26 protein-coding genes are annotated in these 26,842 nt (G+C 75.5%); 14 read left to right on the plus strand and 12 right to left on the minus strand.

Annotated features, from left to right (window positions below; all coding sequences use genetic code 11):
• The first annotated feature begins 169 nt into the window (after positions 1-169).
• Together IE316_RS27290 and IE316_RS27295 are read left to right on the plus strand one after the other, a co-directional pair.
• Positions 170-493, plus strand: a complete 324-nt coding sequence (locus tag IE316_RS27290; RefSeq protein WP_190207157.1) for a putative quinol monooxygenase — start codon at positions 170-172, stop codon at positions 491-493.
• A 71-nt stretch (positions 494-564) separates the two neighbouring features.
• Positions 565-1,536, plus strand: a complete 972-nt coding sequence (locus IE316_RS27295) for a LysR family transcriptional regulator (RefSeq protein WP_229910578.1) — start codon at positions 565-567, stop codon at positions 1,534-1,536.
• A gap of 156 nt (positions 1,537-1,692) precedes the next feature.
• Here the strand turns inward: IE316_RS27295 and IE316_RS27300 are convergent, their stop codons facing one another.
• The 4 genes from IE316_RS27300 to IE316_RS27315 form a co-directional block, all read right to left on the minus strand.
• Positions 1,693-2,832 carry a CPBP family intramembrane glutamic endopeptidase gene (locus tag IE316_RS27300; protein WP_190207159.1) on the minus strand — a complete coding sequence of 380 codons (1,140 nt, stop codon included), beginning with the start codon at positions 2,830-2,832 and terminating at the stop codon, positions 1,693-1,695.
• Between the two features lie 228 nt (positions 2,833-3,060).
• Positions 3,061-3,735, minus strand: coding sequence for a response regulator (locus tag IE316_RS27305; protein WP_373311316.1), 675 nt, complete (start codon positions 3,733-3,735; stop codon positions 3,061-3,063).
• Between the two features lie 5 nt (positions 3,736-3,740).
• Positions 3,741-6,095 carry a histidine kinase gene (locus IE316_RS27310; RefSeq protein ID WP_190207160.1) on the minus strand — a complete coding sequence of 785 codons (2,355 nt, stop codon included), beginning with the start codon at positions 6,093-6,095 and terminating at the stop codon, positions 3,741-3,743.
• Positions 6,096-6,319: 224 nt separating this feature from the next.
• Positions 6,320-6,661, minus strand: coding sequence for a hypothetical protein (locus IE316_RS27315; protein WP_190207161.1), 342 nt, complete (start codon positions 6,659-6,661; stop codon positions 6,320-6,322).
• 454 nt (positions 6,662-7,115) lie between these two features.
• Between IE316_RS27315 and dhaK the strand changes: the two genes are divergently transcribed.
• The 3 genes from dhaK to IE316_RS27330 are packed head-to-tail and all read left to right on the plus strand — an operon-like array spanning position 7,116 to position 9,166.
• Complete coding sequence (gene dhaK / locus IE316_RS27320) at positions 7,116-8,108, plus strand: dihydroxyacetone kinase subunit DhaK (protein WP_190207162.1); 993 nt, start codon at positions 7,116-7,118, stop codon at positions 8,106-8,108.
• Between the two features lie 55 nt (positions 8,109-8,163).
• Positions 8,164-8,763, plus strand: a complete 600-nt coding sequence (dhaL, locus tag IE316_RS27325) for a dihydroxyacetone kinase subunit DhaL (RefSeq protein WP_190207163.1) — start codon at positions 8,164-8,166, stop codon at positions 8,761-8,763.
• On the plus strand, positions 8,756-9,166 hold the full coding sequence (locus IE316_RS27330) for a PTS-dependent dihydroxyacetone kinase phosphotransferase subunit DhaM (RefSeq protein ID WP_190207164.1): 411 nt from the start codon (positions 8,756-8,758) through the stop codon (positions 9,164-9,166). Before dhaL ends, IE316_RS27330 begins: the two co-directional genes overlap by 8 nt.
• A gap of 83 nt (positions 9,167-9,249) precedes the next feature.
• On the opposite strand, the gene IE316_RS27335 is transcribed toward IE316_RS27330, so the two are convergent.
• Complete coding sequence (locus IE316_RS27335; protein WP_190207165.1) at positions 9,250-10,050, minus strand: glycoside hydrolase family 75 protein; 801 nt, start codon at positions 10,048-10,050, stop codon at positions 9,250-9,252.
• 349 nt (positions 10,051-10,399) lie between these two features.
• Between IE316_RS27335 and IE316_RS27340 the strand changes: the two genes are divergently transcribed.
• Both IE316_RS27340 and IE316_RS27345 read left to right on the plus strand, forming a co-directional pair.
• Positions 10,400-11,389, plus strand: coding sequence for a fibronectin type III domain-containing protein (locus tag IE316_RS27340; protein ID WP_373311317.1), 990 nt, complete (start codon positions 10,400-10,402; stop codon positions 11,387-11,389).
• 156 nt (positions 11,390-11,545) lie between these two features.
• Positions 11,546-12,091 (plus strand): hypothetical protein, encoded by a 546-nt coding sequence (locus IE316_RS27345; RefSeq protein WP_190207166.1) that lies wholly within the window; start codon positions 11,546-11,548, stop codon positions 12,089-12,091.
• Here IE316_RS27345 and IE316_RS27350 read toward each other — a convergent pair.
• From IE316_RS27350 to IE316_RS27365, 4 genes are all read right to left on the minus strand, one after another.
• The gene (locus IE316_RS27350; RefSeq protein WP_190207167.1) at positions 12,088-12,639 is read right to left on the minus strand and encodes a PadR family transcriptional regulator; all 552 of its coding nucleotides are present in this window, start codon (positions 12,637-12,639) and stop codon (positions 12,088-12,090) included. The two genes, IE316_RS27345 and IE316_RS27350, sit on opposite strands and share 4 nt — an antisense overlap.
• Before the next feature lie 29 nt (positions 12,640-12,668).
• Positions 12,669-14,684: an NADPH-dependent 2,4-dienoyl-CoA reductase gene (locus IE316_RS27355; protein WP_190207168.1), complete on the minus strand. Its 2,016-nt coding sequence runs from the start codon at positions 14,682-14,684 to the stop codon at positions 12,669-12,671.
• A gap of 102 nt (positions 14,685-14,786) precedes the next feature.
• Positions 14,787-15,158 (minus strand): hypothetical protein, encoded by a 372-nt coding sequence (locus IE316_RS27360; RefSeq protein ID WP_190207169.1) that lies wholly within the window; start codon positions 15,156-15,158, stop codon positions 14,787-14,789.
• 103 nt (positions 15,159-15,261) lie between these two features.
• Positions 15,262-16,167 (minus strand): hypothetical protein, encoded by a 906-nt coding sequence (locus tag IE316_RS27365; protein WP_190207170.1) that lies wholly within the window; start codon positions 16,165-16,167, stop codon positions 15,262-15,264.
• A 252-nt stretch (positions 16,168-16,419) separates the two neighbouring features.
• Here IE316_RS27365 and IE316_RS27370 point away from each other — a divergent pair, with 252 nt between their 5' ends.
• Complete coding sequence (locus IE316_RS27370; RefSeq protein WP_190207171.1) at positions 16,420-18,504, plus strand: SpoIIE family protein phosphatase; 2,085 nt, start codon at positions 16,420-16,422, stop codon at positions 18,502-18,504.
• A 1-nt stretch (position 18,505) separates the two neighbouring features.
• Here the strand turns inward: IE316_RS27370 and IE316_RS27375 are convergent, their stop codons facing one another.
• On the minus strand, positions 18,506-19,303 hold the full coding sequence (locus tag IE316_RS27375) for a putative protein N(5)-glutamine methyltransferase (protein WP_190207172.1): 798 nt from the start codon (positions 19,301-19,303) through the stop codon (positions 18,506-18,508).
• 169 nt (positions 19,304-19,472) lie between these two features.
• Complete coding sequence (locus IE316_RS27380; RefSeq protein ID WP_190207173.1) at positions 19,473-20,573, minus strand: hypothetical protein; 1,101 nt, start codon at positions 20,571-20,573, stop codon at positions 19,473-19,475.
• Between the two features lie 183 nt (positions 20,574-20,756).
• On the opposite strand from IE316_RS27380, the gene IE316_RS27385 reads away from it, so the two are divergent.
• The 5 genes from IE316_RS27385 (at position 20,757) to IE316_RS27405 (ending at position 24,556) form a co-directional block, all read left to right on the plus strand.
• Complete coding sequence (locus tag IE316_RS27385) at positions 20,757-21,161, plus strand: MarR family winged helix-turn-helix transcriptional regulator (RefSeq protein ID WP_190207270.1); 405 nt, start codon at positions 20,757-20,759, stop codon at positions 21,159-21,161.
• A gap of 57 nt (positions 21,162-21,218) precedes the next feature.
• Entirely contained in the window at positions 21,219-21,824 is a 606-nt protein-coding gene (locus tag IE316_RS27390) for a sulfite oxidase-like oxidoreductase (RefSeq protein ID WP_190207174.1), read from the plus strand.
• Positions 21,817-22,575 carry a ferredoxin reductase gene (locus IE316_RS27395; RefSeq protein WP_190207175.1) on the plus strand — a complete coding sequence of 253 codons (759 nt, stop codon included), beginning with the start codon at positions 21,817-21,819 and terminating at the stop codon, positions 22,573-22,575. Before IE316_RS27390 ends, IE316_RS27395 begins: the two co-directional genes overlap by 8 nt.
• A gap of 169 nt (positions 22,576-22,744) precedes the next feature.
• Positions 22,745-23,329 carry an Rv1733c family protein gene (locus IE316_RS27400; protein ID WP_190207176.1) on the plus strand — a complete coding sequence of 195 codons (585 nt, stop codon included), beginning with the start codon at positions 22,745-22,747 and terminating at the stop codon, positions 23,327-23,329.
• Positions 23,330-23,566: 237 nt separating this feature from the next.
• Positions 23,567-24,556 carry an acetylxylan esterase gene (locus IE316_RS27405; RefSeq protein ID WP_190207177.1) on the plus strand — a complete coding sequence of 330 codons (990 nt, stop codon included), beginning with the start codon at positions 23,567-23,569 and terminating at the stop codon, positions 24,554-24,556.
• Here the strand turns inward: IE316_RS27405 and IE316_RS27410 are convergent.
• Positions 24,540-25,259, minus strand: coding sequence for a class I SAM-dependent methyltransferase (locus tag IE316_RS27410; protein WP_190207178.1), 720 nt, complete (start codon positions 25,257-25,259; stop codon positions 24,540-24,542). The genes IE316_RS27405 and IE316_RS27410 overlap by 17 nt on opposite strands.
• 399 nt (positions 25,260-25,658) lie before the next feature.
• Here IE316_RS27410 and rho point away from each other — a divergent pair, with 399 nt between their 5' ends.
• Entirely contained in the window at positions 25,659-26,801 is a 1,143-nt protein-coding gene (gene rho / locus IE316_RS27415) for a transcription termination factor Rho (RefSeq protein WP_190207179.1), read from the plus strand.
• Positions 26,802-26,842 lie beyond the last annotated feature (41 nt).

A 26,842-nucleotide genomic window follows, 5' to 3' on the forward strand; every position in this document is an offset into this window, starting at 1 on the left:
CGGGGCCGTCGCCGGTGTGGACGGCGCGGGCGTCGCGGCTCCTCGTCCCCCGCCCATGCCCGCCGGGCATGGGCGGCCATGCCCGACCGGAACTTCCGCACCGGCGGGGCCGGGTGGTTCGCTGGTGACGCGCCGGACGGGCCGGCGTGGACAGCAAGGGGAACAACCAGTGGAACCTGTGATCGTGGTCGGCACGCTGCGTCTTCGGGCCGACCGGGCGGACGAGGCCCGCGAGGTCATCGCCTCGGTGGTGGAGCACACCCATCGGGAGCCGGGCTGCTTGACGTACGCGGCCCACGAGGTCGCGGGCGAGCCGCTGACCCTGGTCGTCATCGAGAAGTGGGCCTCGCGGCAGCACCTCGACGACCACAACGCGGCGCCCTGGCTCGCCGATGCCTTCGGCCGGGCCGGCGAACTCCTCACCGGCGCCCCCGAGATCCAGGTGCTCACCCCGCTCGGCTACGGCACCGCCGGCAAGGCCGCCCTGCGCTGACCGCCGATCCCTTCGGCCGGACAGCATCCGCCCGGCCCGCGGGGCATGGTTACGCTGCCGGAGTGAGCGACATGGACCTCCGGCAGATCAGGTACTTCCTCGCCGTCGCGCGGGAGCGCAACTTCACGCGGGCCGCGCAGCGGCTGGCGATGACGCAGCCCGCCCTGTCGCGCGCCATCAGGTCATTGGAGCACACGGTGGGCGCCGACCTGTTCGTCCGCACACCGCGCTCCGTCGAACTGACCGACGTGGGACGAGTGCTGGCCGCCGAGGTCACCGGCCTCGACACGCGGGCCGCGAACGCCCTGCGCGAAGCCCGGCGGGCGGCCCGGGACACCGGCCGCCCGCTCCGGCTCGCGGTACGCGGCTGCGACGGGGCGCTGGCGGGCCGGCTCGTCGAGCAGTGCGCGGCCCGCGCCCCCGGCCAGAAGGTGGAACTGGTACTCACGGACCCGGTGGCCCAGCCCGCGGCGGTCCGCTCGGGGGCGTGCGACCTGGCACTGATCCGGGCACCGTTCGACGCCTGGGAGCTGGAGAGCGAGACATGGCTGACGGAGCCCCGCGTCGCCGTCGTCGCCGCGGGCCACCCGCTCGCGGACCGCACCGAGGTGAGCCTGGCCGATCTGGCCGGGGAGCCGGTGGTGATGGGGCCCGTGGCCAGTGAGCGGGAGCGCGCCTACTGGGCCGGGGCCGATCTCGAGGACCGGCCGTGGCGGGAGGGGCCCGCGGTGCGGGACTCCCTGGAGATCCTGGCCGCGGTCGCGTTCGGGCAGGCGATCGCGTTCGTGCCCCGGTCGATGCTGCCGCCGCAGGCCAGCACCGGAGGTGTCGCGGTGCTGCGGGTACGGGACCTGTCGCCCAGTTCCCTGCGGCTCACGTGGCACGAGCCCAGCGTGTCCCGGGCCGTCGCCCACTTCGTCCGGCACGCGCTGGAGGTCTCGGGCACGGTGGCCGCCGAGCACGGCGCGACGACCGGGGAAGCGGTGGATGCCGCGTGCTGCGCGGCCCCGGCGGTCCGCGGTAAAGACCGCGAGGGTGCCTGAGAGGCATGCCGGGCGGGCCGGGCTCCGACCGGCCGATGACGGAAGCGGCGGCTGGGACGTCACCGTCGTCGGCCGCGACGCCGCACGGGGCGCAGCCGCGGCGGCCCGCGTCGACGACGTCGCCGGCCGTGGGCACCGCTGACCGGTCGCCACGGGTCACCGCGACGGGGGCCGGGTGTCCCGGTGGTGGGCGGCCAGGTGCCCGGCCGGTGGCGTGGATCCGTCGTCCGGTGCCGGAGCGGGTGCGGCGCCGTACGGTCCGGCCGACGCCGGCGGGTACGTCCCGGCGGGGCAGGGGTGCGCGCCGGGTGCCGGATTCCGCGGCACGGTGCGGGCGCCGTACGGGTGGGCCGGGAACACCGGGGCCTCGGGCGCGGGAGTAGCGAGGCGCTGCGGAGGGGTGCGGCGCGCGAGCCACAGCACCGCGGCGGCGTAGAGCAGGACCATCACCGTGTCGGCGAGGGCGAGTTGCCAGGGCAGGTCGGCGGCGGTCTCGTCCGAGGCCAGTCCGCCGACGACCGCGGCGGAGAGTCCGAAGCCCATCAGGTTGTTGAGCGCGTGCAGGGCGACCGCGGCCTCGAGCCCGCCGGTACGGATGGTCAGCCACCCCGTCACCAGCCCGAACACCAGCAGGTCGACGAAGCCCCACGGGGTGCCCCAGCCGTGCGCGGCGGCGAACAGCGCCGCCTGCGGCAGCACCGCGACCCACGGCGAGCGCAGGAAACCGCCCACCGTCTGCATCAGCCAGCCCCGGAACACGTACTCCTCCGCGGCCGCCTGGAACGGCACCGACACCGCCAGCACGGCCAGCGAGGCGAGGAACGCCGGCAGCCCCACCCACTCGGCCGGCGCCGAGGGCTCCGCGTCCGCGCCGGGCAGCAGCACCGACGCCACGGCCAGCAGCGCGACCGGCGGCACCGCGACCGCCAGACAGCGCGCCAGCCAGCCCCAGCGCAGCCGCCCGGCCACCGACGACACGGTGCCGGCCGGGCGGCGCCCCACCCAGCGCGTCGCCAGCAGGACCAGGGGCAGCATCAAGGCGATGAACGACAGGTCCCGCACGGTGTTGGGCAGCGGCCCGAAGTCGATCGAACCGTCCGGCAGTTCCGGCCGGCCCGACGCCTTGCCGACGGCGTAGGTCACGGTGTCGACGGAGCCGACGGCGAGTGTCCAGCCGCCGAGCACCAGCAGCAGGCCCGGCACCGGCCGCCACCACCGGTGGCGGCCGGTGATGCGGGCCAGCCGGTGGTACGGGAGGGATGGCGCGGGAGCAGGTGGAGCAGTCGGTGTGATCATGTACACCAGCATTCCGTCACCGATCCTGCGTCACGTCCGCCACCAGCAGGAATGACGTCTCCATCGCTGGTTGCAGACGCTGCCCCGGCTCCGGGCAGCTACGTCGGCATGTGCGCGGGCCGTTCGTCGGTGACTGCCGGGGGCTTCTGCCGATCGTCACCGATGGCCGGCCGAACCGGGCGCGGGCGTGGTCGGTGAGCGTGCGGGCCGGCCGGCTGCCGGCAGGGTTCAGTACGCCGCGGCGGACTGGTCGTCGGCCGTGCCGCGGGGGCGGATCAGGCCCGTCTCGTAGGCGAGGATCGTCGCCTGCACGCGGTCGCGCAGTCGGAGTTTGGTGAGCAGGGCGTTGACATGGGACTTGACCGTGCCGGTGGTCACGCCGAGCCGGTCGCCGATCTCCGCGTTGGTCAGGCCGGAGGCGATCAGCAGCAGTACCTCGTGCTCCCGGGGGGTCAGGCCGGCGAGCTGTCCGGAGATCTCGGGTGGCACCGGCGCTCCGCGGGCGAACTGCCCGATGAGGCGGCGGGTGACGGCCGGGGCGAGGATGCCCTCGCCGGCGGCGACCACACGGATGGCGCTGAGGACGTCCTCGGGCTGGGCGTCCTTGAGCATGAAGCCCGACGATCCGGCGCGCAGCGCCTCGTACACGTAGGCGTCGAGGTCGAAGGTGGTGAGGACCAGGACCTTCGGGGCGTTCGGCAGCGCGGTGATCAGCCGGGTCGCGGTCAGCCCGTCCATGCCGGGCATCCGGATGTCCATCAGCACCACGTCGGGAGCGGTCCGCTCGACGAGCACGACGGCCGCCGCTCCGTCACCCGCCTCGCCGACCACGGTCAGGTCGGGTTCGGCGTCGATGACGGCGGCGAACCCGGCACGCACCACCGCTTGGTCGTCGACGACCATCACGCCTACGGCGATGACGCAGCCTCCTCGGCTGGGGCCAGGGACGGCCCGGCGGGCAGGGACACCCGCAGCGTACCCGCCCGGTCGACGGCCAGCTCTCCCTCCCCCGCCCGCACCTGGACGCGCAGCCGCTCGGCCACCGGGCCCGCGGCGGCCAGCGGGACCCCGGTGACCGTGATGTGCACCCGACCGCGGCGGCGGCGCAGCGTGACCCGGCCCGGGCCGCGGTCGCCCGCGCCGAGCGCCGCCTCCACGACGCGGTACACCGTCAGGGACACCGGCGCCGGCAGGTCCTCGGTGGCGGCGGGCAGGCCGTGCAGCGTCACGCGGCGGCCCGTCGCGCCCAGGGTGCGGCACAGGTGGGTGAGGTCGGCCGCGACCGGCTGCGGGGCGCGCTGCGCCTCCCCTTCGATGTCCCCGGCGCCGCCGCGCAGGCTGCGCAGCAACTCGCGCATCGCCGCGAGCGCCGCTCTGGTCTCGGCGGCGACCTCGTCGAGTCCGCCTCCGTTTTCCGCCAGGACCACCATGCGTGTGGTTCGTTCCAGTACGGTCTCGTGCAGCTCGGCGGCGATCCGGCGGCGTTCGGCGGCAACTGCCAGGGCGGCCTGGCGTACGGAGTGGGTGAGGGCGTTCTCCTCGCGCGCCACCACCCGCAGCCGGCGCCTGCGTACGCCGAGGCCGGTGCCCCACAGCGCGAGCAGTACCGGGCCGGCGGCGCACAGCAGCAGGAACGCGGTCCAGCCGACCGCCACCGGCCCCTCGTGGGGAAGTGCCAGGACCTCGTCGACGACGGCCGTCACGGTCATCGCGGTGACCAGATTCACCGTGGCGGCCAGGACCGCGCCGCACGTGCGCGCGGCGCGGCGGCCGTAGGCGGCGACCGCGTACACCGCCAGGGCCTCGGCCACCAGGGCGCCCGGCAGCAGGCCCACCCAGTCCGCCGGCAGCAGGTCGGCGGCGCAGGCGGCGGGCATCAGCCAGGCGGTCCCGGCCACTCCCCACAGTGCGGCCCAGGGCGCGCGGCGGCGCCACAACAGGGGCAGGGCGTGCGCCGAGAGCACCGTCGCGTACACCGCCGTGCCGGACGCGTGGCCGGGCAGCGCCCCCTCCACGACGGCGGTGAGCACCAGATACAGCGGAACCACCACGGCGGTGAACATCAAGCAGGCGTCCACCAGGCGTTGTTCGCGCCGGAAGTCCCGTTGCCGGGCGGGCCGGTCCGGCGGCACCGGTCCGGTGCTGTCCGGCAGCGTGGCGGCCACCCGCCAGCCGCCGTCGGCCACCGGCTCCGCGGTCAGCCGGCCGCCGACGGCCGCCGCCCGCTCCCGCATGCCCGTGATGCCGTTGCCCGACCCCAGGCCGGCGGCCGCCGGGGCCCGGCCGCCCCCGGCGCGTGGCGCGTCGTTGTCCACGGTCAGGTGCAGAGCGCCGCCGGTACGCCGGATCCTCACCCGCACGGCTGCGCCGGGGGCATACCGCAGCGCATTGGTCAGGGCCTCGCGGACGATGCCGTGGGCGGCCTCGGCCGCCGGGCCCGCGAGGTCGCCGGGCAGGTCGGCGTCGACGGGCCGGCCCAGCAGGCTGAACCCGGCGATCAGTTCCTGCAGGCGCCCGCTCACCGGCTGCGGACCGGGCGGCTGCGTGTCCCGCAGGACGGCGGCCAGCCGGCGCAGCGCGGTGAGCGTCTCCTCGCCGGTGCGCGCGGCGAACGACAGGGCTTCGGTGATGAGTTCGGGCCGTGCGCCGCCCAGCCGGCGGGCCGCGTCGACGGTGACGACCACCGAGGTCAGATGGTGGGCGCTGACGTCGTGCAGTTCCCTGGCGAGGCGGTGCCGTTCGGTGTCGGCGGCCTGCCTCCGCTCCTCCTCGGCCCGCGCCAGCCGCCCGGCCGCCGCCCACCGCCCGCCCAGCCACTGCCGACGTGCCTCGCCCAGCCCCGCGCACGCCACGTACAGCGAGGCCGTGACGCCCAGGTCGGCCAGCAGCGCCGTCGCGGAGCCGCCGCGCAGGGCGCCCGGCAGCCACGCACCCGCGACGGCGGCGCCGACGGCGTACGCCGTGACCCGGCCGCCGCGGCGCAGCGCCACGGAGTACAGCGCGACGAACGCGCACAGGTTGACGAAGGACTCGGGGCCCGCGGTGTTGCCGATCACCGTGCCGGCCACCGTCCCGGCCAGCGCTCCCAGCGGGGCGCGGCGACGGTGTCCCAGCGCGACCAGTTGCAGCGCGACGGCCGTCACCGTGCCCGCGCGCAGCAGCGCTCCGGACGGATCACCGCCCGGCTGCGGCAGCAGGGCGACGATCACCAGGTTGGGGAGCGCGAGGACGGCCGGGAGCAGCCAGTTCCGTAGTGTTTCCATGCCGGGTACGAGCGTAGACGGCCCGCGCGGCGCCGGTTCCCGCCCCAGGTGCGGCAGGTGTCTCCGTATGCGGACGGGGCGGGGGCCCGTGCCGGTGGCGGATGCGGCCGGCGCCCGGAGCCGGGACGGCCGGCGCGCACGACGGTCCGGTCTTCCCTCGTCCCGCTCCCCCGTCACCGTACGGTCCGGTGCAGCGGTCATCTCCGCTCCCCGCCCCGGACGGTTCAGGACGAGGAACGCGGCGCGTCGGCCGGGCGGGCGGTCGCACGGCCGCCGCTGCCCCGCCCGTCCCCGTCGGTGTCCGGCTTGCGCAGCCAGTGGTACACGGGGGCGAGCAAGATGGTCGTGAGCATGACGCACGCGGCCTGGAATGCCCAGCGGAGCCAGCCTTCGGGGGCGTCCTCCACCCGGTTCAGCAGGGTGGAGGAGAAGGGATGGGCCGCCAGGGCGCCGGCCAGCATCAGCCACCAGGGCATGGACCAACGGCCACGGGCGACGACGGCGGCGGTGGCACCGAGGGCCACCACGACAACCGCGGCCATCACCACGGTGAGGTTGACGTGCATCGAGAACCACCTTCCGCCCGGTCGGGCTGTTGGCGAGCGAGGGAGCGTCGGCGACGGGACGGCCTCTCCGTCCCGTGCCCCGTTGCCGGCATGACTTCAGCATCGCGCCCGCCGACGGCCCGTCCGTCGTCCGGCGGCAGGAATCCGGTCTCTATCCCGGGGTGGAGAAGGGTGCGCCGGGTCCCTGGCAGACGGGGCCGACCGGCGTCCTGGGCAACTGCTCGACGGCATCAGCGGAGCACCCTCTTGATGCCTCCGGCATACCGGAGGTGTCGGAGGCGTCGCGCAAGGTCGATACTGCCGATAGCAAGGGTTCCGCCGACCCCGCGTCCTGCCAGTCCGGAGACCTGACGGTCCGTCACCTAAGCCGGCTTCAAGTCGGCATCGGTACCGCCGGAGACCGCTTCCGGCCGTCACGGACCGGCACCATTGACAACACGCACAGGAGATACCAATGAGGATGCTCATCAACGTCCCGGAGACCGTGGTCGCCGACGCGCTGCGGGGGATGGCGGCCGCCCATCCCGGGCTGACCGTGGACGTCGAGAACCGGGTGATCGTACGGCGGGACGCCCCCGTGGCCGGGAAGGTGGCGCTGGTCTCCGGTGGCGGGTCGGGGCACGAGCCGCTGCACGGCGGGTTCGTGGGGCCGGGGATGCTGTCGGCGGCCTGTCCGGGGGAGGTGTTCACCTCGCCGGTGCCGGACCAGATGGTGCGCGCGGCGGCGGCCGTGGACAGCGGTGCCGGGGTGCTGTTCGTGGTGAAGAACTACACCGGTGACGTGCTCAACTTCGACATGGCCGCCGAACTCGCCGAGGACGAGGGCATTCAGGTCGCCAAGGTGCTCGTCGACGACGACGTGGCGGTCTCCGACAGCCTCTACACGGCCGGGCGGCGCGGCACCGGTGCCACCTTGTTCGTGGAGAAGATCGCGGGCGCGGCGGCCGAGGAGGGGCAGCCGCTGGAGCGGGTCGAGGCGGTCGCCCGGAGGGTCAACGGCAGTTCCCGCAGCTTCGGCGTGGCGCTGGGCGCCTGCACCACGCCGGCCAAGGGCAGCCCGACCTTCGACCTGCCCGCCGGCGAGCTGGAACTGGGCATCGGCATCCACGGCGAGCCCGGCCGCGAGCGGCGGCCGATGATGACCGCCGGGGAGATCGCCGAGGCCGCCGTCGACGCGATCCTCGCCGACCTGCGGCCGAACAATCCCGTCCTGCTCCTGGTCAACGGCATGGGCGCGACTCCGCTGCTGGAGCTGTACGGCTTCCACGCCGAGGTGCAGCGGGTGCTGGCCGAGCGGGGCGTCGCGGTCGCCCGGGTGCTGGTCGGCAACTACGTCACCTCGCTGGACATGGCGGGCGCCTCGGTGACGCTGTGCGAGGCGGACGAGGAGCTGCTGCGGCTGTGGGACGCGCCGGTGAGCACGCCGGCACTGCGGTGGGGCATGTGACGTGGGCGACGGACGGGGAAGGGATCGGGACGTACCTACCAGGCAAGGAGAACCAGTGCTCGACGCCGACTTCTTCCGCCGCTGGATGACGGCGACCGCCGCGTCGGTCGACCGGGAGGCGGACCGGCTGACCGACCTCGACTCGCCCATCGGCGACGCCGACCACGGCAGCAACCTCCAGCGCGGGTTCACCGCCGTGCGGGCCACGCTGGAGAAGGAGGGCCCCGGCACGCCGGGAGCCGTACTGGCGCTGGCCGGGCGGCAGTTGATCTCCACGGTCGGCGGGGCCTCGGGGCCGCTGTACGGGACGCTGCTGCGGCGGACCGGCAAGGCGCTCGGGGACGCCGCCGAGGTGAGCGACGAGCAGTTCGCCGAGGCGCTGCGCACCGGCGTGGAGGCGGTGCGCACGCTCGGCGGGGCCGCACCGGGCGACAAGACCATGATCGACGCGCTGGTGCCGGCGGTGGACGCCCTCGGCGAGTCCTTCGCCGCCGCGCGGGACGCCGCACGGGCCGGGGCGGAGGCCACGACGCCCCTCCAGGCCCGCAAGGGGCGGGCCAGTTACCTCGGGGAGCGCAGCGTCGGGCACCAGGATCCCGGTGCCGCCTCGGCCGCGCTGCTGATCGCCGCCCTGGTGGAGGCCGCCGGTGAGTGACACACGGACCGTCGGGATAGTGCTGGTCTCGCACAGCGCCGAGGTGGCCGCCTCGGTGGCCGAGCTGGCCAAGGGGCTCGCGGGCGGCGGTGCGGGGGTGCCCGTGGCCGCGGCGGGCGGCACCGAGGGCGGCGGCTTCGGCACCAGCGCGGAACTGGTGGCGGCCGCCGCCGCGAGCGTGGACCGGGGCGCCGGGGTCGCCGTCCTCACCGACCTCGGCAGCGCGGTCCTCACCGTCAAGGCGCTGCTCGCCGAGGGCGACGAACTCCCGCCGGACACCCGCCTGGTGGACGCCCCGTTCGTCGAGGGGGCGGTGGCCGCGGTGGTCACGGCGTCCACCGGCGCGGACCTCGCCGCGGTGGTGGCGGCGGCGTCGGAGGCGTACTCCTACCGGAAGGTGTGACGCGGGACGGGACCGGGGCGGGGTACGGGACCCGCCCCGGTCCGGTCCCGTCGGGCCGGGGGACGGGTCCGCCCCGTCGGCGATCAGTTCCGGGAGATCAGCCGGCGGGCGAGCCGTTCCCCCGTCCGGGACGCGGCCCGGACGTCGTCGACCGGCTCGGCGCGACTGTCGTCGAAGACGATGTACGTCACCCCGGAGGGCACTCCGCCGGTGCGCGGGTCGGTGCGGATGCCGAGGGACTCGGCCAGGGCGTACGAGCCCTCGCCGATGACCCCGCGCGGCCCGATGTCCCCGACGACCGCGTACCGCACCCGGTCCCGGTACACCACGGCGGCGACCGAGCCGCACCGGACGCCGTGCGCGCGGTGGTCCCAGCGGGTGTCGGGGGCGGGCACGACGATGTACGGGAGGCGTTCGGCGTCCAGCGGGCGGCCGTCGGACCCCGGGCAGGCCGTGGCGGCGGTGAAGTACGGGTCGGTGCGGCGGTTGCAGCGGGCGCCCGGCCGGCCGTCGCAGTCGATGTCCAGGTCCGCCTTCCAGAACACCGCGCCGGTGGTCCCGCAGACCGGGATGTCCGCGGCCGCCTGGGCGTCGGCGCGGAACCGGCCCCGGGAGACCGGCTCGCAGTCGCGCACCGCGGTCAGCAGATCGGCGGCCCGCACCGGTCCGTCCTCCCGGAGCGGGGGGCGCGCGACGGGCCGGGAGGGCACTCGGGCCCCGGGCGGCGCGTGCGAAGGGGCCGTGGCCCTGGACGGCGGCGGCGCGTGCGAGAGGGCCCGGGGCTCGGGCGGTGGCGGGGCGGCCGGGGGTGTCGTGGGGGCGAGCAGGGCCGCGCCGGCCGCGACGAGCGTCAGCGACGGGACACGCGACGGGACACGCACCATGGATCTCTCCTGGCGTCGGCGGAGAACTGACGGGCACTGCGCCCCATCTGCCGCCCCGCCGCCCGCATCCGCATCCCGGGAGGGCCGGACGGCCCAACGGACCCGCCCGCAGGGGGCGGGCGACCCGGGCCGCGAGGCTCCGGGCCGCCCGCGCCGGCGCGGGAACAGCGACGACAGCGGTCCGCGCCGCAGGCCGAACTCCCCCAGCGACTGGGGGACTTGGCCGTCAGGCGAGTCAGCATACGTAACTCCGCCGGATACTCACCAACCACCACCCTCTTGATGTGATCGCGCCACTGGCGCATATTGGTCCGGACCATTGCCGTGAGCCGTCCGGGGAGGCCCCTCCGTGCCAGGTGCATCCGTCTCCGCCGCCGCCCTGCGCCGCCGCGCCGCCCTGCTCTGCGCCGCCGCCGCGCTGGCCGCCTCCTGCGGCCGGGGCGCGGCCGAGGACGCCGGGGAGGGGCCGCTGCCCGGGGCGCCGACCGGGGTCACCGCCGAGGCGGGCAGCGCGCACAGCGTGCACGTGATGTGGAACGCGATCCCGGGCGCCGAGACGTACGAGGTGTACCGGGGCCGTACGAAGGTGAAGGACGTGCCCGGCTCCGAGCGGATGGTCGACGTCACCCGGCTGCGCCCGTCCACCGAGTACGTCTTCACCGTGCGGGCCCGGGACGGCGAGGGGCGCCTGGGGCCGCGCAGCCGGGCGGTGCGGGCGACGACGCCCGCCGTCGTGGCGGCCGACGGCACCGCGCCGACCCGGCCGGGGGACCTGCGCGGGCGGGCGGCCGGGAGCCGGGCGGTGCAGCTCTCCTGGTCCGCGGCGACGGACAACCGGGGTGTGGTGTCGTACGACATCCAGCAGGGCGGCACGAAGATCCACAGTGTGGGCGGCAACCAGACGGCGACGGTGGTGACGGGGCTGCGGCCCGGCACCCGGTACACCTTCACGGTCCGGGCCCGGGACGCGGCCGGCAATCTCTCCCCGGCCGGGGCCGCCGTGCGGATCACCACGCCGGGCCGGGACGACGGGCGGTCCACCGCCCCGACCGGGCTGCGCGCGGGCACCCACCGGGCCGACGGGGCGTACCACATCGACCTGAGCTGGGTCCCGCCGCGCACCGACGGGGTGGTGACCGAGTACCAGGTCCAGTTGGACGGGCGCCCGGCCACTTCCCTCGTCTTCGGCGGCGAGGCGCCGCGCGGGCGGGCCGAGTACAGCTTCTACGCGGGTGAGAAGGCCGGCGTCACGCACCGGGTGAGGCTGCGGGCCAAGCTGCCCGACGGCACCTGGGGCGGCTTCTCGGCGGAGCGCACGGTCACCACGGGCGAGGGCTGAGGCCGGGCGGCCGGGGCCGCGCGTCACCTGGGCGGATGCGCTCGGCATGCGGGGCGGGGCCGGGGCCGGTTGGCTGCCCGTGAGGCGGCACGGGCGTCCCCCGATCCGGCGGCGCCAGGGATGTACCGCCGACCGTGTCGCCGAAAGGGCAGTCACATGCGCATCTTCCAGCCGCTTCTCCGCTCCGGCCCGGTGGTGGCAGCCGCCGCGCTGCCCCTCGCCCTGACCGCCGGGCAGGCCGCCGCCGGGACCGGGATCTCGGTGAGCACCTCCGGGTCCACGGTCTCCGTCACCACCAGCGCCTGCTCGCAGCTCAACGGCAGTTGGGGCACGGCCTCGCTGCTGGGCAGCGGCCAGGCCGACTTCGCCCAGGGCCGCCAGGTGGCCCTGTCGGGCACCACCGCCGGCCAGTCGGCCGCCTGGTCGAACATCAGCCCGGGCACGTACACGGTCATCGTCGTGTGCTCCAACAACAGCACCGCGGGCACCCAGACCGTCATCGTCTCCCGCGCGGTCACGCCGTCCGCGACGGCCCGGCCGCGCGCCACCGCCTCGCCGTCCCGGGGCGTCATGGGCGGTGTCGGCGGGGCGGTGCGGGACTACGGCACGGCGACGCTGATGGCGGGCGGCGCCCTGGTGGGCTCGGGCGTCATCGGCGCCGCCTGGTTCCTGCGCCGCCGCCGCAAGCCGTACCGCTTCTAGAGTCCTTCCGGGGCCGGCATGTCGGGGAAGTCCGTCAGGGCCCGGCGCAGCCACTGGGTCCAGAAGGTCTCCAGGTCGATGCCGGCGCGCAGCACGAGGTGCCGGAGCCGGTCCTCGGGTCCGTCCTTGCCGGGCGGGAAGTCCCGCCGTTCGATCTCCCGGTACTCGGCCAACTGCTGTTCGTGCAGCTCCAGATGGCGGCGGAGGTCGGCCTCCAGGCCGGCGGTGCCGACGACGGCCGCGGCGCGCAGCCGCAGCAGCATCACGTCCCGCATCGGCTTGGGGTCCTGCGCGGCGGCGGTCCAGCGGGCCAGTTCGGCGCGGCCGGCGGGCAGCACCTCGTACGCCTTCTTCTGCCCGCGGGCCGGCTGTTCGGCGGGCAGCGCCCGGATGAGTCCCCCGGTCTCCAGCTTCCCCAGCTCGCGGTAGATCTGCTGGTGCGTCGCCGACCAGAAGTAGCCGATCGACCGGTCGAACCGGCGGGTCAGCTCCAGGCCCGAGGACGGCTTCTCCATCAGGGCGGTGAGGATCGCGTGCGGGAGTGACATGGGGCTCATCCTAGGGACGGCACCGGTGGCTACAGCGCCGCCGCCAGTTCGGTGCCCTGCCGCACGGCGCGCTTGGCGTCGAGTTCGGCGGCCACGTCGGCGCCGCCGATCAGGTGCGCGCTCCGGCCGGCGGCGGTCAGGGCGTCGTACAGGTCCCGGCGGGGCTCCTGGCCGGTGCAGAGCACGATGGTGTCGACCGCCAGGACGGTGGGCCGTCCGTCGACCGTGAGGTGCAGTCCGGCGTCGTCGATCCGGTCGTAGCGGACGCCCGGGACCATGGTGACGCCCCGGTGCTTCAGCTCGGCGCGGTGGATCCACCCGGTGGTCCGGCCGAGCCCGGCGCCGACCTTGGTGGGCTTGCGCTGGAGCAGGTGGACGGTGCGCGGCGGGGCGGGCCGCCGCGGGGCGGCGAGGCCGCCGGGGGCGGCGTAGGCCGTGTCGACGCCCCAGTGGCGGAAGTACGTCTCCGGGTCCTCGTGGGCCTTGTCGCCGCCGTCGGTGAGGTACTCGGCGACGTCGAAGCCGATGCCGCCGGCGCCGAGGATCGCCACCCGGTCGCCGACGGGGGCGCCGTCGCGCAGCACGTCGAGGTAGCCGAGGACGCTGGGGTGGTCGACGCCGGGGATGTCGGGGCGGCGCGGGGTCACGCCGGTGGCGACGACCGTCTCGTCGTAGCCGTCGAGGGCGGCGGCGGTGACGGGGGTGTTGAGGCGGACGTCGACGCCGAGGTCGGCGAGGCGGGTGCGGAAGTAGCGCAGCGTCTCGTCGAACTCCTGCTTGCCGGGGACCTTGCGGGCGACGTTGAGCTGGCCGCCGATCTCGCTCGCGGCGTCGAAGAGGGTGACGTCGTGGCCGCGTTCGGCGGCGCCCACCGCGCAGGCGAGGCCGGCCGGTCCGGCGCCGACCACGGCGACGCGCCTGCGCAGGCGGGTGGGGGCGAGGACGAGTTCGGTCTCGTGGCAGGCGCGGGGGTTGACCAGGCAGGAGGTGATCTTGCCGGCGAAGGTGTGGTCCAGGCACGCCTGGTTGCAGCCGATGCAGGTGTTGATGGCCTCGGGCCGGCCGGCCGCGGCCTTGGCGACGAAGTCGGGGTCGGCGAGCATCGGGCGGGCCATGGACACCAGGTCGGCGGTGCCCTCGGCGAGCAGTTGCTCGGCCAGGTCGGGGGTGTTGATGCGGTTGGTGGCGACGAGCGGGACGGAGACCTCGCCCATCAGCCGCTCGGTCACCCAGGTGTAGGCGCCGCGCGGCACCGAGGTGGCGATGGTGGGGATGCGGGCCTCGTGCCAGCCGATGCCGGTGTTGATGATGGTGGCGCCGGCCCGCTCGACGGCCCGGGCGAGGGCGATCACCTCGTCGAGGGTGGAGCCGCCGGGCACCAGGTCCAGCATGGACAGGCGGTAGACGAGGATGAAGTCCTCGCCGACCGCCTCGCGCACCCGGCGGACGATCTCGACGGGGAAGCGCGTCCGGTTCTCGAAGGACCCGCCCCAGCGGTCGGTGCGGTGGTTGGTGCGGGCGGCGGTGAACTCGTTGATCAGGTAGCCCTCGGAGCCCATGATCTCCACGCCGTCGTACCCGGCGGCGCGGGCCAGGCGGGCGGCGCGGACGTAGTCCTCGACCGTGCGCTCGACCTCGGCGTCGGTCAGCTCGCGGGGCACGTGGGGGCTGATCGGGGCCCGCAGCGGGCTGGGGGCGACCAGGTCCGGGTGGTAGGCGTACCGGCCGAAGTGCAGGATCTGCAGGGCGATCCGGCCGCCCGCGCGGTGCACGGCCTCGGTGACCACGCGGTGCTGCTCGGCCTCCGCCTCGGTGGTGAGCCGGGCGCCGCCCTCGTACGGCCGGCCCTCGTCGTTGGGGGCGATGCCGCCGGTGACGATCAGGCCCACTCCCCCGCGCGCCCGGGCGGCGTAGAACGCGGCCATGCGCGCGAAGCCGCCCTCGGCCTCCTCCAGGCCGACGTGCATCGAACCCATCAGGACCCGGTTGGGCAGCGTGGTGAAGCCCAGGTCCAGCGGGCTCAGCAGGTGGGGGTAGCGGCTCATGGGGGCCCTCCGTGCGCGGTGTCGTGCCTCTGTTGTAGAGGACGCCCGGCACTTTTTGCAACTAGTTGCATAAAGTGCGGTGGCGCACGGCGGGCCCCTGGCTCAGCGGCTCTCCAGTTGGACGTGCAGTTCGCTCTCCTGGTCCCCGGAGGCCGTGCTCAGGTCCCGCACGGTGAACAGGGAGTCCAGGGTGGTGCGCAGCCGCCCGATCGCCCAGTAGCCGCCCTGCGCGTCGGCCTCCACCGAGGCGTCGAGGCGGACCGGGTCGCACGCGCCGCGCGGGTCGCCGGAGATCTCGTAGGTGCCCAGCCACACCGTGGGGCGGACCTCGTGGTACTCCCGGGGCACGTCGTCGGCGCACCGGTCGGACGAGTAGCACGCGCACAGGGCGTCGAAGACGGTCCGGGCGTCTTCCTTGCTGCATCCGCTCAGTTCCAGCGAGACGGATTCCGGGTGCGGTCGCTCGGCGTCCATGGTGATCGCTCCTCTCGGGCCGCGCGGCGGCACCGCGGGCGCTCCGCGGTACCGCGTCCCCCTCCCCCAGAAAAGCACCACCCGGGGCGGAGCACTACCGGGCTCAGCCCCGGGTGAGGCGGTAGGTCTTGCTGTCGGTCAGCACGCACAGGCCCGGGGAGACCACGATGACCCGCAGGGTGCCGGTGCGCCGGTCGTAGTCGACGCCCTCCGCCTCGAAGGCGCCCGAGCAGGCGCTGCGCAGCGGCAGTTGGCGCAGCGCGGTGACCCGGCCGGTGACGTCGGCGGTGCCGTCGGGCGCGGCGGACAGGTCGACCTGGAGGAGCGGCTTGGTGAGGCCGAAGAGGGTGCCCTCCGGGTCGTCGGAGGAGCACACCAGCCGGGTGGCGGTGACGAAGTCGCAGCCCTGCACGTCCCGCACCGGGCGGTCCAGGCGCACGGTGGCGGCCTGCCGCAGGTCGGCCGAGGGCGAGGTGGCGGGGTTGACGCCCGGGGTCGGGAAGACCAGCAGCCGGTCCATGGTGCCCCACTCGCCCGACAGCATCCACTGCCCGTCCGGGGAGATGGCGACCCAGGAGTTGTTCAGCGCCTCGCCGGGGCCCAGCGCGTGCGTGTACTGCGTCCAGGTCCCGTCCGGCGTCTGCACCCGGTAGAGCTTCGCGGCCCCGTCGTCGCGCTGGTAGGGCTCGATGTAGTGGCCGTCGTAGGAGGCGTCGGGGTCGCCGACGTGGTTCCAGCCCCGGACCGACAGGGCGAGGGGGATGGTGCCGATGCCGGTGTACCGGTTGGGGCTGCCGGCCGGGACCTCCACGGACGCCAGCCCCTGGCTCTCGGTCAGCGGGTCGGCCCGGTCCGAGCCCGCCTCTGTCCACACGTCGGCCGCGGCGGCGGCGGGGGCGGCGGGGGCGGCCGAGGCGGGCGGCGCGGCGGCCAGGGCGAGCGCCGCGAGGGCGAGGACGCCGGTGAACAGGGCCTGACAACGTTGCCGGACGGAGGCGTACGGGGGCATGGGGGTGCTCCTCGGTGGGGGTGGCCGGTACGGGACGGGCGGGACGCGTTCGGCGCACAGTGTCCCGGGTTCCGGCAGTCATGTACAGACCAACGCCGGGTGTCGGGGAGCGCGGTCGGCGAGATGCGGAGAAGGTGGAAGGAGACGGCGGTGGCCCCGGTGGAACGGCCCTCCGCGCGGTGGAACGCGGTAGAACGGAGTGGCCGGCCCCGGGCGAGGGTGCCGCGTGGAACGGTCGAAGGCGGGCGTGGGATGAGTGCAGCCGGGTCTGCGTCCGGGGCGTTCCGGGACGACGGGCCGCCACGGGCCCCGGCGCGGCCCGCCGGGCTGCTGGACGTGCTCGGCGTGGCCTCGGTGGTGCTGGACGCCAAGGGCCGGATCGTGCTGTGGAGCCCACGGGCCGAGGAGCTGTTCGGCTGGTCCGCGCGGGAGGCGCTGGGCCGCTACGCCGCCCGGCTGATGGTGGACGAGCAGCACTTCGACCTGGTCACCAGGTTGTTCGCCGAGGTGATGGGGACCGGGCGGAGCTGGGCCGGGGCGTTCCCCGTCCGCTGCAAGGGCGGGCGGACCCGGCTGGTGGAGTTCCGCAACATGCGGCTGCTGGACGACCGGGGCGCGGTCTACGCCCTCGGGCTCGCCGCCGACCACTCGACCGTGCGCCGGCTGGAGCGGGACGTGGCGCTGTCGGCGCGGGTGATCGAGCAGTCGCCGATCGGCCTGGCGGTGCTCGACACCGAGCTGCGGTACGTGTCGGTCAACCCGGCGCTGGAGCGGATCGACGGCCGCCCGGCCGCCGACCACCTGGGGCGGACCGTGCGCGAGGTGCTGTCCGGGCTCGCCTGCGACGATGTGGAGGCCGCCGCGCGCCGGGTGCTGGAGACCGGCCGGCCGGTGGTCGACCTGCCCGCGCTCGGGCGGACCCGCGCCGACCCGGACGAGGAGCACGCCTGGTCGGTGTCGCTGTACCGGCTGGAGGACGCGATCGGCACGGTGCTGGGGGTGGCCCTGTCGGTGGTGGACGTCACCGAGCAGTACCGGGCGGGCGTGGCGGCCGAGACCGCGCGGCGCCGGCTGGCCGTGGTCGCCGACGCCTCCGCGCGCATCGGCACCACCCTGGAACTGGACCGCACCGCGCGGGAGCTGGCCGACGTGGCCGTGCCGGAACTGGCCGACGTGGCCGCCGTGGACCTGCTGGAGGCGGTGGTGCAGGGCCGCCGCAGCACCCTGGGCCCGGCCGAGGCGGCGGCGATCCGGGCCCTGGCCGTGCACGCCGACGAGGTGCCCGAGGCGCTGCTGGCCGCCGACCCGCCCGGGCAGGTCGCCGGGTACGGGCCCGAACGGCTGGTCACCGAGTGCGTGCGCACCGGGCAGCCGGTGCTGCTGCGGCGGGTACGGGAGGAGGACCTGTACCGGATCGCCCGCTCCCCCGAGGCCGCCGGTCTGCTGCGCCGGGCCGGGGTGCACTCGTACCTGGCGGTGCCGCTGATCGCGCGGGGCGAGGTGCTGGGCGCGCTGGACCTGAAGCGGACCCGCAATCCGCAGCCGTTCGGCGAGGACGACCTGCTGCTGGCCCGGGAGCTGGCCGCGCGGGCGGCGGTGCAGATCGACAACGCCCGCTGGTACCGGCACGCCCGGGACAGCGCGCTCACCCTGCAGCGCAGTCTGCTGCCGAGCGTGCCGTCGGTGACCGGCGGCCTGGAGGTGGCCTCCCGCTACCAGCCGGCCGAGGCCACCAGCGAGGTCGGCGGCGACTGGTTCGACGTGATCGAGCTGGAGGGCTGCAAGACCGCGCTCGTCGTGGGTGACGTGATGGGCAGCGGCGTCGCCGCGGCGGCGTCCATGGGGCGACTGCGCACCGCGACGAACACCCTGGCCGCCCTGGACCTGGACCCGGCGCTGCTCCTGGAGCACCTCGACCGCACCGCCGCCGGCCTCGACCAGTCCATCGCGACCTGCGTGTACGCCGTCCACGACCCGCATCTGCGGCAGTGCCGGATCGCCAACGCCGGGCACCTGCCGCCGGTCCGGGTACGGCCGGGCCGGCCGCCGGAACTGCTGGACCTGCCGACCGGGGTGCCGCTCGGGGTGGGCGGGGTGCCCTTCGTGACCACCACCGTGGAGCTGGACCCCGGCGACCGGCTGGTGCTCTACACCGACGGGCTGGTGGAGACCCGCCGGCAGCCCCTGGACGAACGGCTGGGCACCCTGCTGACCCTCCTCCAGGGACCGGACCGGCCCCTGGAGGAGGTCTGCGACCTGCTGCTGCGCACCCTGCACGAACCGGACAACGCCGACGACGTGGCCCTGCTGATCGCCCGCGCCACCCCGCCGGCCTGACTCACTCCCGCACGCCGGTCACCACGTGCGCGTACCGCTCCTCGCAGACCGCGAGCCGGGGCCGCAGCCCCGCCCGGGCGAAGGCGTCCAAGGCCGCCGGGGCCTGGTGCTCGCTGGTCTCGGACAGCAGGCAGCCGCCGGGGGCGAGCCAGTTGGCCGCGTCGGCGGCGACCCGGCGCAGCACGTCCAGGCCGTCCGCCCCGCCGTCCAGGGCGAGGGCGGGTTCGTGGTCGCGGGCCTCCGGGGGCAGCAGGGCGACCTCGCCGGTGGGCACGTACGGCACGTTGGCGGCGAGCACGTCGACCCGGCCGCGCAGCCCGGCCGGGAGGGCGGCGTAGAGGTCACCGGCGTACACCCGGCCGCCGACCGGGGCGAGGTTGCGGCGGGCGCAGCGCACGGCGGCCGGGTCGAGGTCGGCGGCGTGCACCTCGGCCCCGTCCAGCGCGGCGGCCAGCGCGGCGGCCACGGCGCCCGAGCCGCAGCACAGGTCGACGACGACGGCCGCGCCGGGCACCTGGGCGAGGGCCTGCTCCACGAGGAACTCGGTGCGGCGGCGGGGGACGAAGACGCCGGGTTCGACGGCGATGCGCAGGCCCCGGAACCCGGCCCAGCCGAGGACGACTTCCAGGGGCAGGCCGGTGGCCCGGCGGCCGACCAGGGCGGTCACCTCGTCGGAGGTGCGGGCGGTGGCGAGGATCAGTTCCGCCTCCTCCTCGGCGAAGACACAGCCGGCGGCGCGCAGCGCGGCGGCCACGGCCTCGGGGGAGACGGCGGGAGAAGCGGGGGACGGTGAGGACATGCGGGAGAGCCTTCCGGGAACCGAAGGGCGCTCTGGCGGTCACCCGTGGCGGGTGATCCGCGTGCCGTGCGAAGAGAGCGCCCGGGCCGACACAGCGGTGATGGGACCCACCTCCTCGCATCCGACGGCCGGGACGTTCCTCGGCCGTCGGTCACCCTACCCCAGCCGATCAGACGCCGACGGCCTCTTCGGCTTCTTCGTCGGCCTCTTCGTCGGCCCTTTCCCCGGCCCGTACTTCGGCCTGCGCCTCGGTCTGCTCTGCGGCCCGCGCTCCGGTCCGTGCTTCGGCCTTTCGGTCGGCCGCCGGCCCGGTGGCCGCGCGCTCGCGGACGGCGGCGACCGCGACCGCGGCCAGGCCCAGCACCAGCCAGCCCGCGAGCGTCCACAGGGCGCGGGCGAGTCCGTCGCCGTCGAAGTAGAGCAGGGCGCGCAGGCCCTCGACGAAGCCGGCGCCGTTCCAGAAGGCGTGCAGCGAGCCGAAGAAGCCGTTCTGCAGCTCGGGGCGGTACAGGCCGCCGGAGGTGGTGAAGTTGAGCATCACGAACAGCACCATCATGGCGAGCGTGGTCCACCGCTTGAGGAAGGTGTGCAGCCCGACGCCGAGGAACAGGATGCCCGCCGAGTACAGCCAGGCCATGCCGAACAGCGCGCCGAGCGAGTGGTGCGCGAGGTGGAACACCGGCCCGGCGAGCAGCGCGCCGATGCCGCCGACGACGGCCGAGACGCCGAGCGTCAGCAGGGCCCGGACCCGCATCGGCAGGGCGGCGCCCGCGGCGCCGAGCGCGGCCACCGAGGCGTAGGAGCCGATGCTGACGGCGACCAGCAGGAAGAACAGGCCCTGGCCGGTGGGGTCGTCGCCGACCGGGGCGGCCACGTCGGTCACCTTCAGCGGCACACCCTGCCGCTCGGCGAGCGGCGTGAACACCTTCTGCACCGCCAGCGCGCCCATGTCGGACCCGGCGGTGGCCACCACGACCTCCGGCGCCCGCCCGCCGGGGACGTAGGCGCCGGTGATGTCCCGGGACTTCAGCAGCTCGACCGCCGCCGCCCGGGTGGGGACGGTGCGCACGTCGAGGGCGGCACCGGCCTGGTCCTCGACCGTCTGGGCGAGCACCTTGGACCCGGGGCCGGAGCCGACCACGGCGACCGGCAGATGGTGGGGCTCGGGGGTGACGAACGCCCCCATGTAGGCGAGTCCCATGCCGAGACACATCAGCAGGGGGGTGATCAGGTGCGTGAGCACATGACGCAGGGCGGTCTGGGACCTCATGGTCCGAAAGCCTCCGATGATCGACGCGAGGGACACGAACGGCATGGCCGGCCCATGCAAGGTTGGCAAATACAACCATGTCTTCAAGTTGTACTATACAACCAGAAACTCGAGGGAGGTCCCGTGACAGCAGCCGACCGGTCCCGGTCCGAGGAGAGGGCCGTGGAGGCCATCCAGCGCGAGATGACGGTCTTCGCCCGCCGCGCCCGCGCCTCGGCGGGCCGGATGCACCCCGAGCTGTCGCTGGTGTCGTACACGCTGCTCGGGCACCTGGAGGAGCGGGGCGGCTGCCGGGCCACCGATCTGGCCGCCCACTACGCGCTGGACAAGTCCACCGTCAGCCGCCAGGTCGCCGGACTGGAGCGGGCCGGCCTGGTGGAGCGGCGGCCCGACCCGGACGACGCCCGGGTGCAGGTCCTCGACCTGACCGAGGCCGGGCGGCACATCCTGGCGCAGGTCACGGTGAGCCGCCGGGCGGCGTTCCGGGAACGGCTCGCCGACTGGCCGGAGGAGGACCTGGTGCGCTTCGCCGCCTACCTGGAGCGGTACAACGCCTGGCCGGAGCGGCCACCCGGCGACGGGCGCTGACCGCGGCCACGTACCGTGGACGGCGTACACATCGACGACACCCCTGGGCACCACCGCATGAACATCACCCGAGGCTTCACCGGGCGCCCCCGCGCCGCCCGCGAGGGGCTGCCGCCCGGCCAGTACGACGCGGGCGACGACTGGCCCGTGCTCTCCGCCGAGGTCACCCCCGACCTCTCCGCCGCCGACTGGACCTTCCGCGTCGGCGGCCTGGTCACCGCGCCGCGCACCTGGAGCTGGGAGGAGGCGCACCGCCTGCCCGCCGCCGCGTACGAGGGCGACATCCACTGCGTGACCGGCTGGTCCAAGTTCGGCGTGCGGTTCGGCGGCGTGTCGCTGGACGCCTTCCTCGACGCGGCGGGCCCGCTGCCCTCCGCCACCCACGCCGTGGCCCACGCCCACACCGGCTACACCGCGAACCTCCCCCTCGCCGACCTCACCGGCGGGCGCGCCTGGATCGTCTGGGAGTACGGCGGCCGGCCGCTCACCCCCGAGCACGGCGGCCCGGCGCGGCTGGTGGTGCCGCACCTGTACTTCTGGAAGAGCGTCAAGTGGATCGCGGGCCTGGAACTCCTCGACCACGACGAGCCGGGCTTCTGGGAGCGCAACGGCTACCACGCCCGCGGCAACCCCTGGCAGGAGCAGCGGTACTCCGGTGACTGAGACGACCTTCCCCTCCCCCGCCCGGTTCGCGGTGCCCGGCCGGATCGCCGTCAGCGAGCAGGTCGCCGCCCGGTGGCAGACCGCCACCATCACCGGCATCCGGCGCGAGACCCCGCGCGCGGCCACCTTCCGGCTCGCGGTGCCCGAGTGGGCCGGCCATCTGCCCGGCCAGCACCTGATGCTGCGGCTGACCGCCGCGGACGGCTACACCGCCCAGCGGCACTACTCGCTGGCCTCGGCGCCCGACGACTCCGGGCACATCGAGCTGACCCTGGACCATGTGAGCGGCGGCGAGGTCTCCGGCTGGTTCCACACCGTGGCCCGGCCCGGCGACCGGGTCGAGGTGCGCGGCCCGCTGAGCGGCTTCTTCGCCTGGCCGGGCGACCGGCCCGCGCTGCTGCTCGGCGCCGGCTCCGGCGTCGTCCCGCTGATGTCGATGGTCCGCCACCACCGGGCGCGGGGGCTCACCGTGCCGCTGCGGCTGCTGGTGTCCGCGCGCCGCCCCGAGGAACTGATCTACGCGCGGGAGTACGGCGCCGAGACCACGCCCGTGTTCACCCGCGGCGCGCCGGAGGGGACGCCGGTGGGACGGCTGTCCGCCGCGCACCTCGCACCGCTGCTGGCCGACCCGCCGCCGGGGGGCTGGGAGGCGTACGTGTGCGGCTCCAACTCCTTCGCCGAGCACGCCTCGAAGCTGCTGGTCGCCGCCGGCCAGCCGGTGGACCGCATCCGCATCGAGCGCTTCGGCTGAGCCGCCGTACCCGCCGGGGCGGGCGGACCCGCTGAGCGAGGCGGCCCGGACGGGGTACCAGGGCGGTAGGGCACGCGCGGGCGTGCCGCGACGCGGAGGGCACGGCGGCTCCCGGTCCCGCCCGGCCGCCCGACGGGTCCCCGCCCGCGGTGACGGCGAGGAGGTCGAGATGCGAACCCGGGTGCGCAACTGGCGGTGGCGGCGCAATCCGCTGCGGCGCCGGTCGGACGTGGTGGAGGCGTGGACGGTCCTGATCGTCGCCGTCCTGCTGTGCGTGGGGGCGCCCGCGCTGGGCGTCCTCTCCGGGTGGTGGGCGCACGACCAGGCCCGGTCGGTGGCGGCGGAGCAGCGGCAGGAGCGCCGGCAGATACGGGCCGAGGTGATCGGGCGGGCCGCCGGGACACCGCCCTCGGCGCAGGCGGGCGGGGAGTACCTCTACCGGGCCACCGTGCGCTGGACGGAGCCGGACGGGTCGTCCCGGACGACGACGGCCCGGGTCCCGGCCGACACCCGGCCCGGCGCGGCGGTCGACGTGTGGCTCGACGCCCGCGGCCACCAGGTGCCGGCGCCCGCGGACGGCTCCCTGGTGTGGCTGCACGCGGTCGCCTTCGGCGCGTGCGCCACGGCCGGCGCGGCGGTCACCGTACTGCTCGGGCACACCGTCGTACGCCGGGTCGCGCTGCGGCACCGGATGGCCGAGTGGGACCGGGCCTGGGCCCGCACCGAACCCCAGTGGACCCACCGCGGGGCGTGACACCGCCCTCCCGGCGGGCGTGGCACCGTCCCCTTCGGCAGACCTGCCGCCGACGTGACACCACCCGCCCCGGTGACCCGACCACCCGGACCGCCCCCCGGTCCACCGCATCCGCCCCACCAGCGACGTACCGCCCGGGCCGGGAAGTGAGCCGGGCCGGGATCTGGCGATTGCTCCGACCACTCACGTACGGTGTGATCGCTCTCGCGCCGGTCCCTACCCGAAGGCGGTTCCTCGATGGCCCAGTTCGACCTTCCGCTCGACGAACTCCGCGCCTACCGCAGCGCGTCCACCGAGCCCGAGGACTTCGACGCGTTCTGGGCCAAGACCCTCGCGGAGGCCCGCGAGCACGACCTGGACGCCCGGTTCGAACCGGTCGACACGGGCCTGGCCACGATACGGGTGTACGACGTGACCTTCGCCGGGTTCGGCGGCCACCCGGTGAAGGGCTGGCTGCTGCTGCCCGCCGCCGCCGAGGAACCGCTGCCGCTGATCGTGGAGTTCATCGGCTACGGCGGCGGACGCGGCCTGCCGCACGAGCACCTGCTGTGGGCCTCCACCGGCCGGGCCCACTTCGTTATGGACACCCGCGGCCAGGGCAGCGTCTGGGGCGGCGGGGGCGGCACGGCCGACCCGGTCGGCGCCGCGCCCGCCTACCCGGGGTTCATGACCCGGGGCATCGACGCCCCGGAGAACTACTACTACCGCCGGGTCTTCACCGACGCCGTCCGCGCGGTCGAGGCGGCCCGCTCGCACCCGCTGACCGACCCGGCGCGCACCGTCGCCCTCGGCGGCAGCCAGGGCGGCGGCATCACCCTGGCGGTCGGCGGGCTGGTACCGGACCTGGTGGCGGTGGCCCCGGACGTGCCGTTCCTCTGCGACTTCCCGCGCGCCACCACCCTCACCGACCGGCACCCGTACCGGGAGGTCGGCCTGTACCTGAAGACGCACCGGGGCCGGACCGAGCAGACGCTGCGCACCCTGTCGTACTTCGACGGCGTGCACTTCGCGGCCCGCGGCCGGGCGCCCGCGCTGTTCTCGGCGGCACTGGAGGACGAGACCTGCCCGCCCTCGACGGTCTTCGCCGCGTTCAACGCCTGGGCGCACGAGGACAAGGCGATCGAGGTGTACGAGTTCAACGACCACGAGGGCGGCGGCCCGTACCAGGAGGCCGCGAAGGTCCGCTGGCTGGGTCCGCGGCTCCGAGCCGTCAGCGGCGGGCGGTGACCAGCCGGGCGCGGGGGCTGCCGTCGGGACGCCGGCCGAACTCGGGCAGCGGACGGAGGGTCACCTCGAAGCCGGCCCGGGTCAGCTCCCGCCGCACGTCCCCCAGCCGGAAGGTGCGGTAGTACATGACGAACGGGGGCCGCCACAGGGCGTTGCGCACCCGCATCGCCGCGTCGAAGCCCAGCAGCGACCAGTAGCCCGCGGAGCCGGGGCGCGGCGGTGCCGCGAGCGGAAAGGCGAACAGGCCGCCGGGCCGCAGCACGGAGCGCACCTGGGCGAACAGGCCCGGCAGTTCCCGGGGCAGGAAGTGGCCGAACGCCCCGAAGCTCACCACCAGGTCGAAGGCCGGGGCGAACGGCAGGGCGCGGGCGTCCGCGCGGACCCAGGACACCGGCACCCCGGCGGGCCGGACGCGGTCCCGGGCGACCGCCAGCATGCCCGCGCTGAAGTCGACGCCGGTCACCCCGTGCCGGCAGAGCCGGGTCAGCACCCCGGCCCCGGCGCCGGTGCCGCAGCACAGGTCGAGGCCGGTGCCGAACGGGCCGAGCGGCGCCAGGGCGGCGGCGACGGCGTCCAGGACCCGGTCCGGCGTCCGGTACGGGGTGTGGTCGAACTTCGGGGCCAGCAGATCGTAGCCGTGCTCGACCGACGACAGTGCCTGGACGGCGAGTTCGCGCAGCGTGGGGCCTTCGGGACGGAACATCCGGTCAGCGTAGAAGACCGCCGCCGGGCCCGCCCGCCCCGGACCGGCGGAACAACCGCCGGACCGCCGTGGTTGACGTCCGTGAGCGCTCGTACCCGGTGCCGTTCGGCCGTCCGGGTGCTACAGTGCCCTCAGCACGCGTGCACGCCCCTTCGTTCCGGGCGCCGGTGCTTCTTCCTCCGGGGTTCTCCTGCTGGAGTTCTTCCTCCGGAGTTCTTCTCCCGGTTCGCCGGGCCCGTCCGTCCTTCTGGGCGGTCGCGTCGGCTTTCCTCATCACCTCCCGGGCGGGGCCGTCGTTCCCCCGCCGTCGCCGAGGTGCTGTTCCCTCCTTCCGCCGCTGTCAGGCGATCTCCCCTACCGCAGGCCCCCTTACTCACCGTCCGTGAAAGGACCACCACCATGACCACCGCACTCGACCACCCCCCGGTACGGCAGGCCCCGGCCGAGACCGTCAGCGGCGTCCTCGACATCGACGCCGGCGGCAAGGGCCGGCTGCGCTCCCCGCGCCTGCTGCTGCCCACCCCCGCCGACCCGTCCCTCTCCCCCGCGCTGATCCGCCGCCACGGCCTGCGCAAGGGCGACCTCGTCGAGGCCGTCCGCGGCGACCGGCAGCACCTCACCGGTGTCGCCAGGGTCGACGGCCGTACCCCGGACCGGCCCGGCGACCGGCCCGGCTTCGCCGACCTCACCCCGCTCCACCCGCACCGGCGGCTGCGCCTGGAGCACCCGGCGGCCGGTGCCGCCGGACGCCTCATCGACCTGCTCGCCCCCGTCGGCAAGGGCCAGCGCGGCCTGATCGTGGCACCGCCCAAGACCGGCAAGACCGTACTGCTCCAGCAGATCGCCGCCGCCGTGGCCGGCAACCACCCGGAGTGCCGGCTGATGGTGCTGCTGCTCGACGAGCGGCCCGAGGAGGTCACCGACATGCGGCGCTCGGTCCGCGGCGAGGTGTACGCCTCCACCTTCGACCGGACGCCCAAGCAGCACATCGCCCTGGCCGACCTGGTGATCGAGCGGGCCAAACGGCTCGTCGAGGCCGGCGAGGACGTCGTCCTCCTGCTCGACTCCCTCACCCGGCTGTGCCGGGCCCACAACAACGCCGCCGCGGCGGGCGGCCGGACCCTCAGCGGCGGCGTCGACGCCGGGGCGCTGACCGGGCCGAAGCGGTTCTTCGGCGCCGCCCGGCAGACCGAGGAGGGCGGCTCGCTCACCATCCTCGCCACCGCGCTGGTGGAGACCGGCTCCCGGGCCGACGACTTCTTCTTCGAGGAACTCAAGAGCACCGGCAACATGGAACTCCGGCTCAGCCGCGAACCCGCCTCCCGCCGGGTCTTCCCCGCCGTGGACATCGACGCCTCCGGCACCCGCCGCGAGGAACTGCTGCTCCCCGCCCCCGAGTTGGCCGCCGTCACCGGGCTGCGGCGGGCGCTGCGCGGCCGGGACGGGCACCCCGGCCTGGAGACGCTGCTGGAGCGGATGCGGCAGACCCCGGACAACGCGGCCTTCCTGCGGCGCGTCCAGCCCACCCTGCCGGCCGTCTGACGCGGTGCGGCATCCGGGTGCTCGCGCGGGCCGTCCGGCCC

Source organism: Streptomyces fumanus (assembly GCF_014655295.1).
Lineage (GTDB): Bacteria > Actinomycetota > Actinomycetes > Streptomycetales > Streptomycetaceae > Streptomyces > Streptomyces fumanus.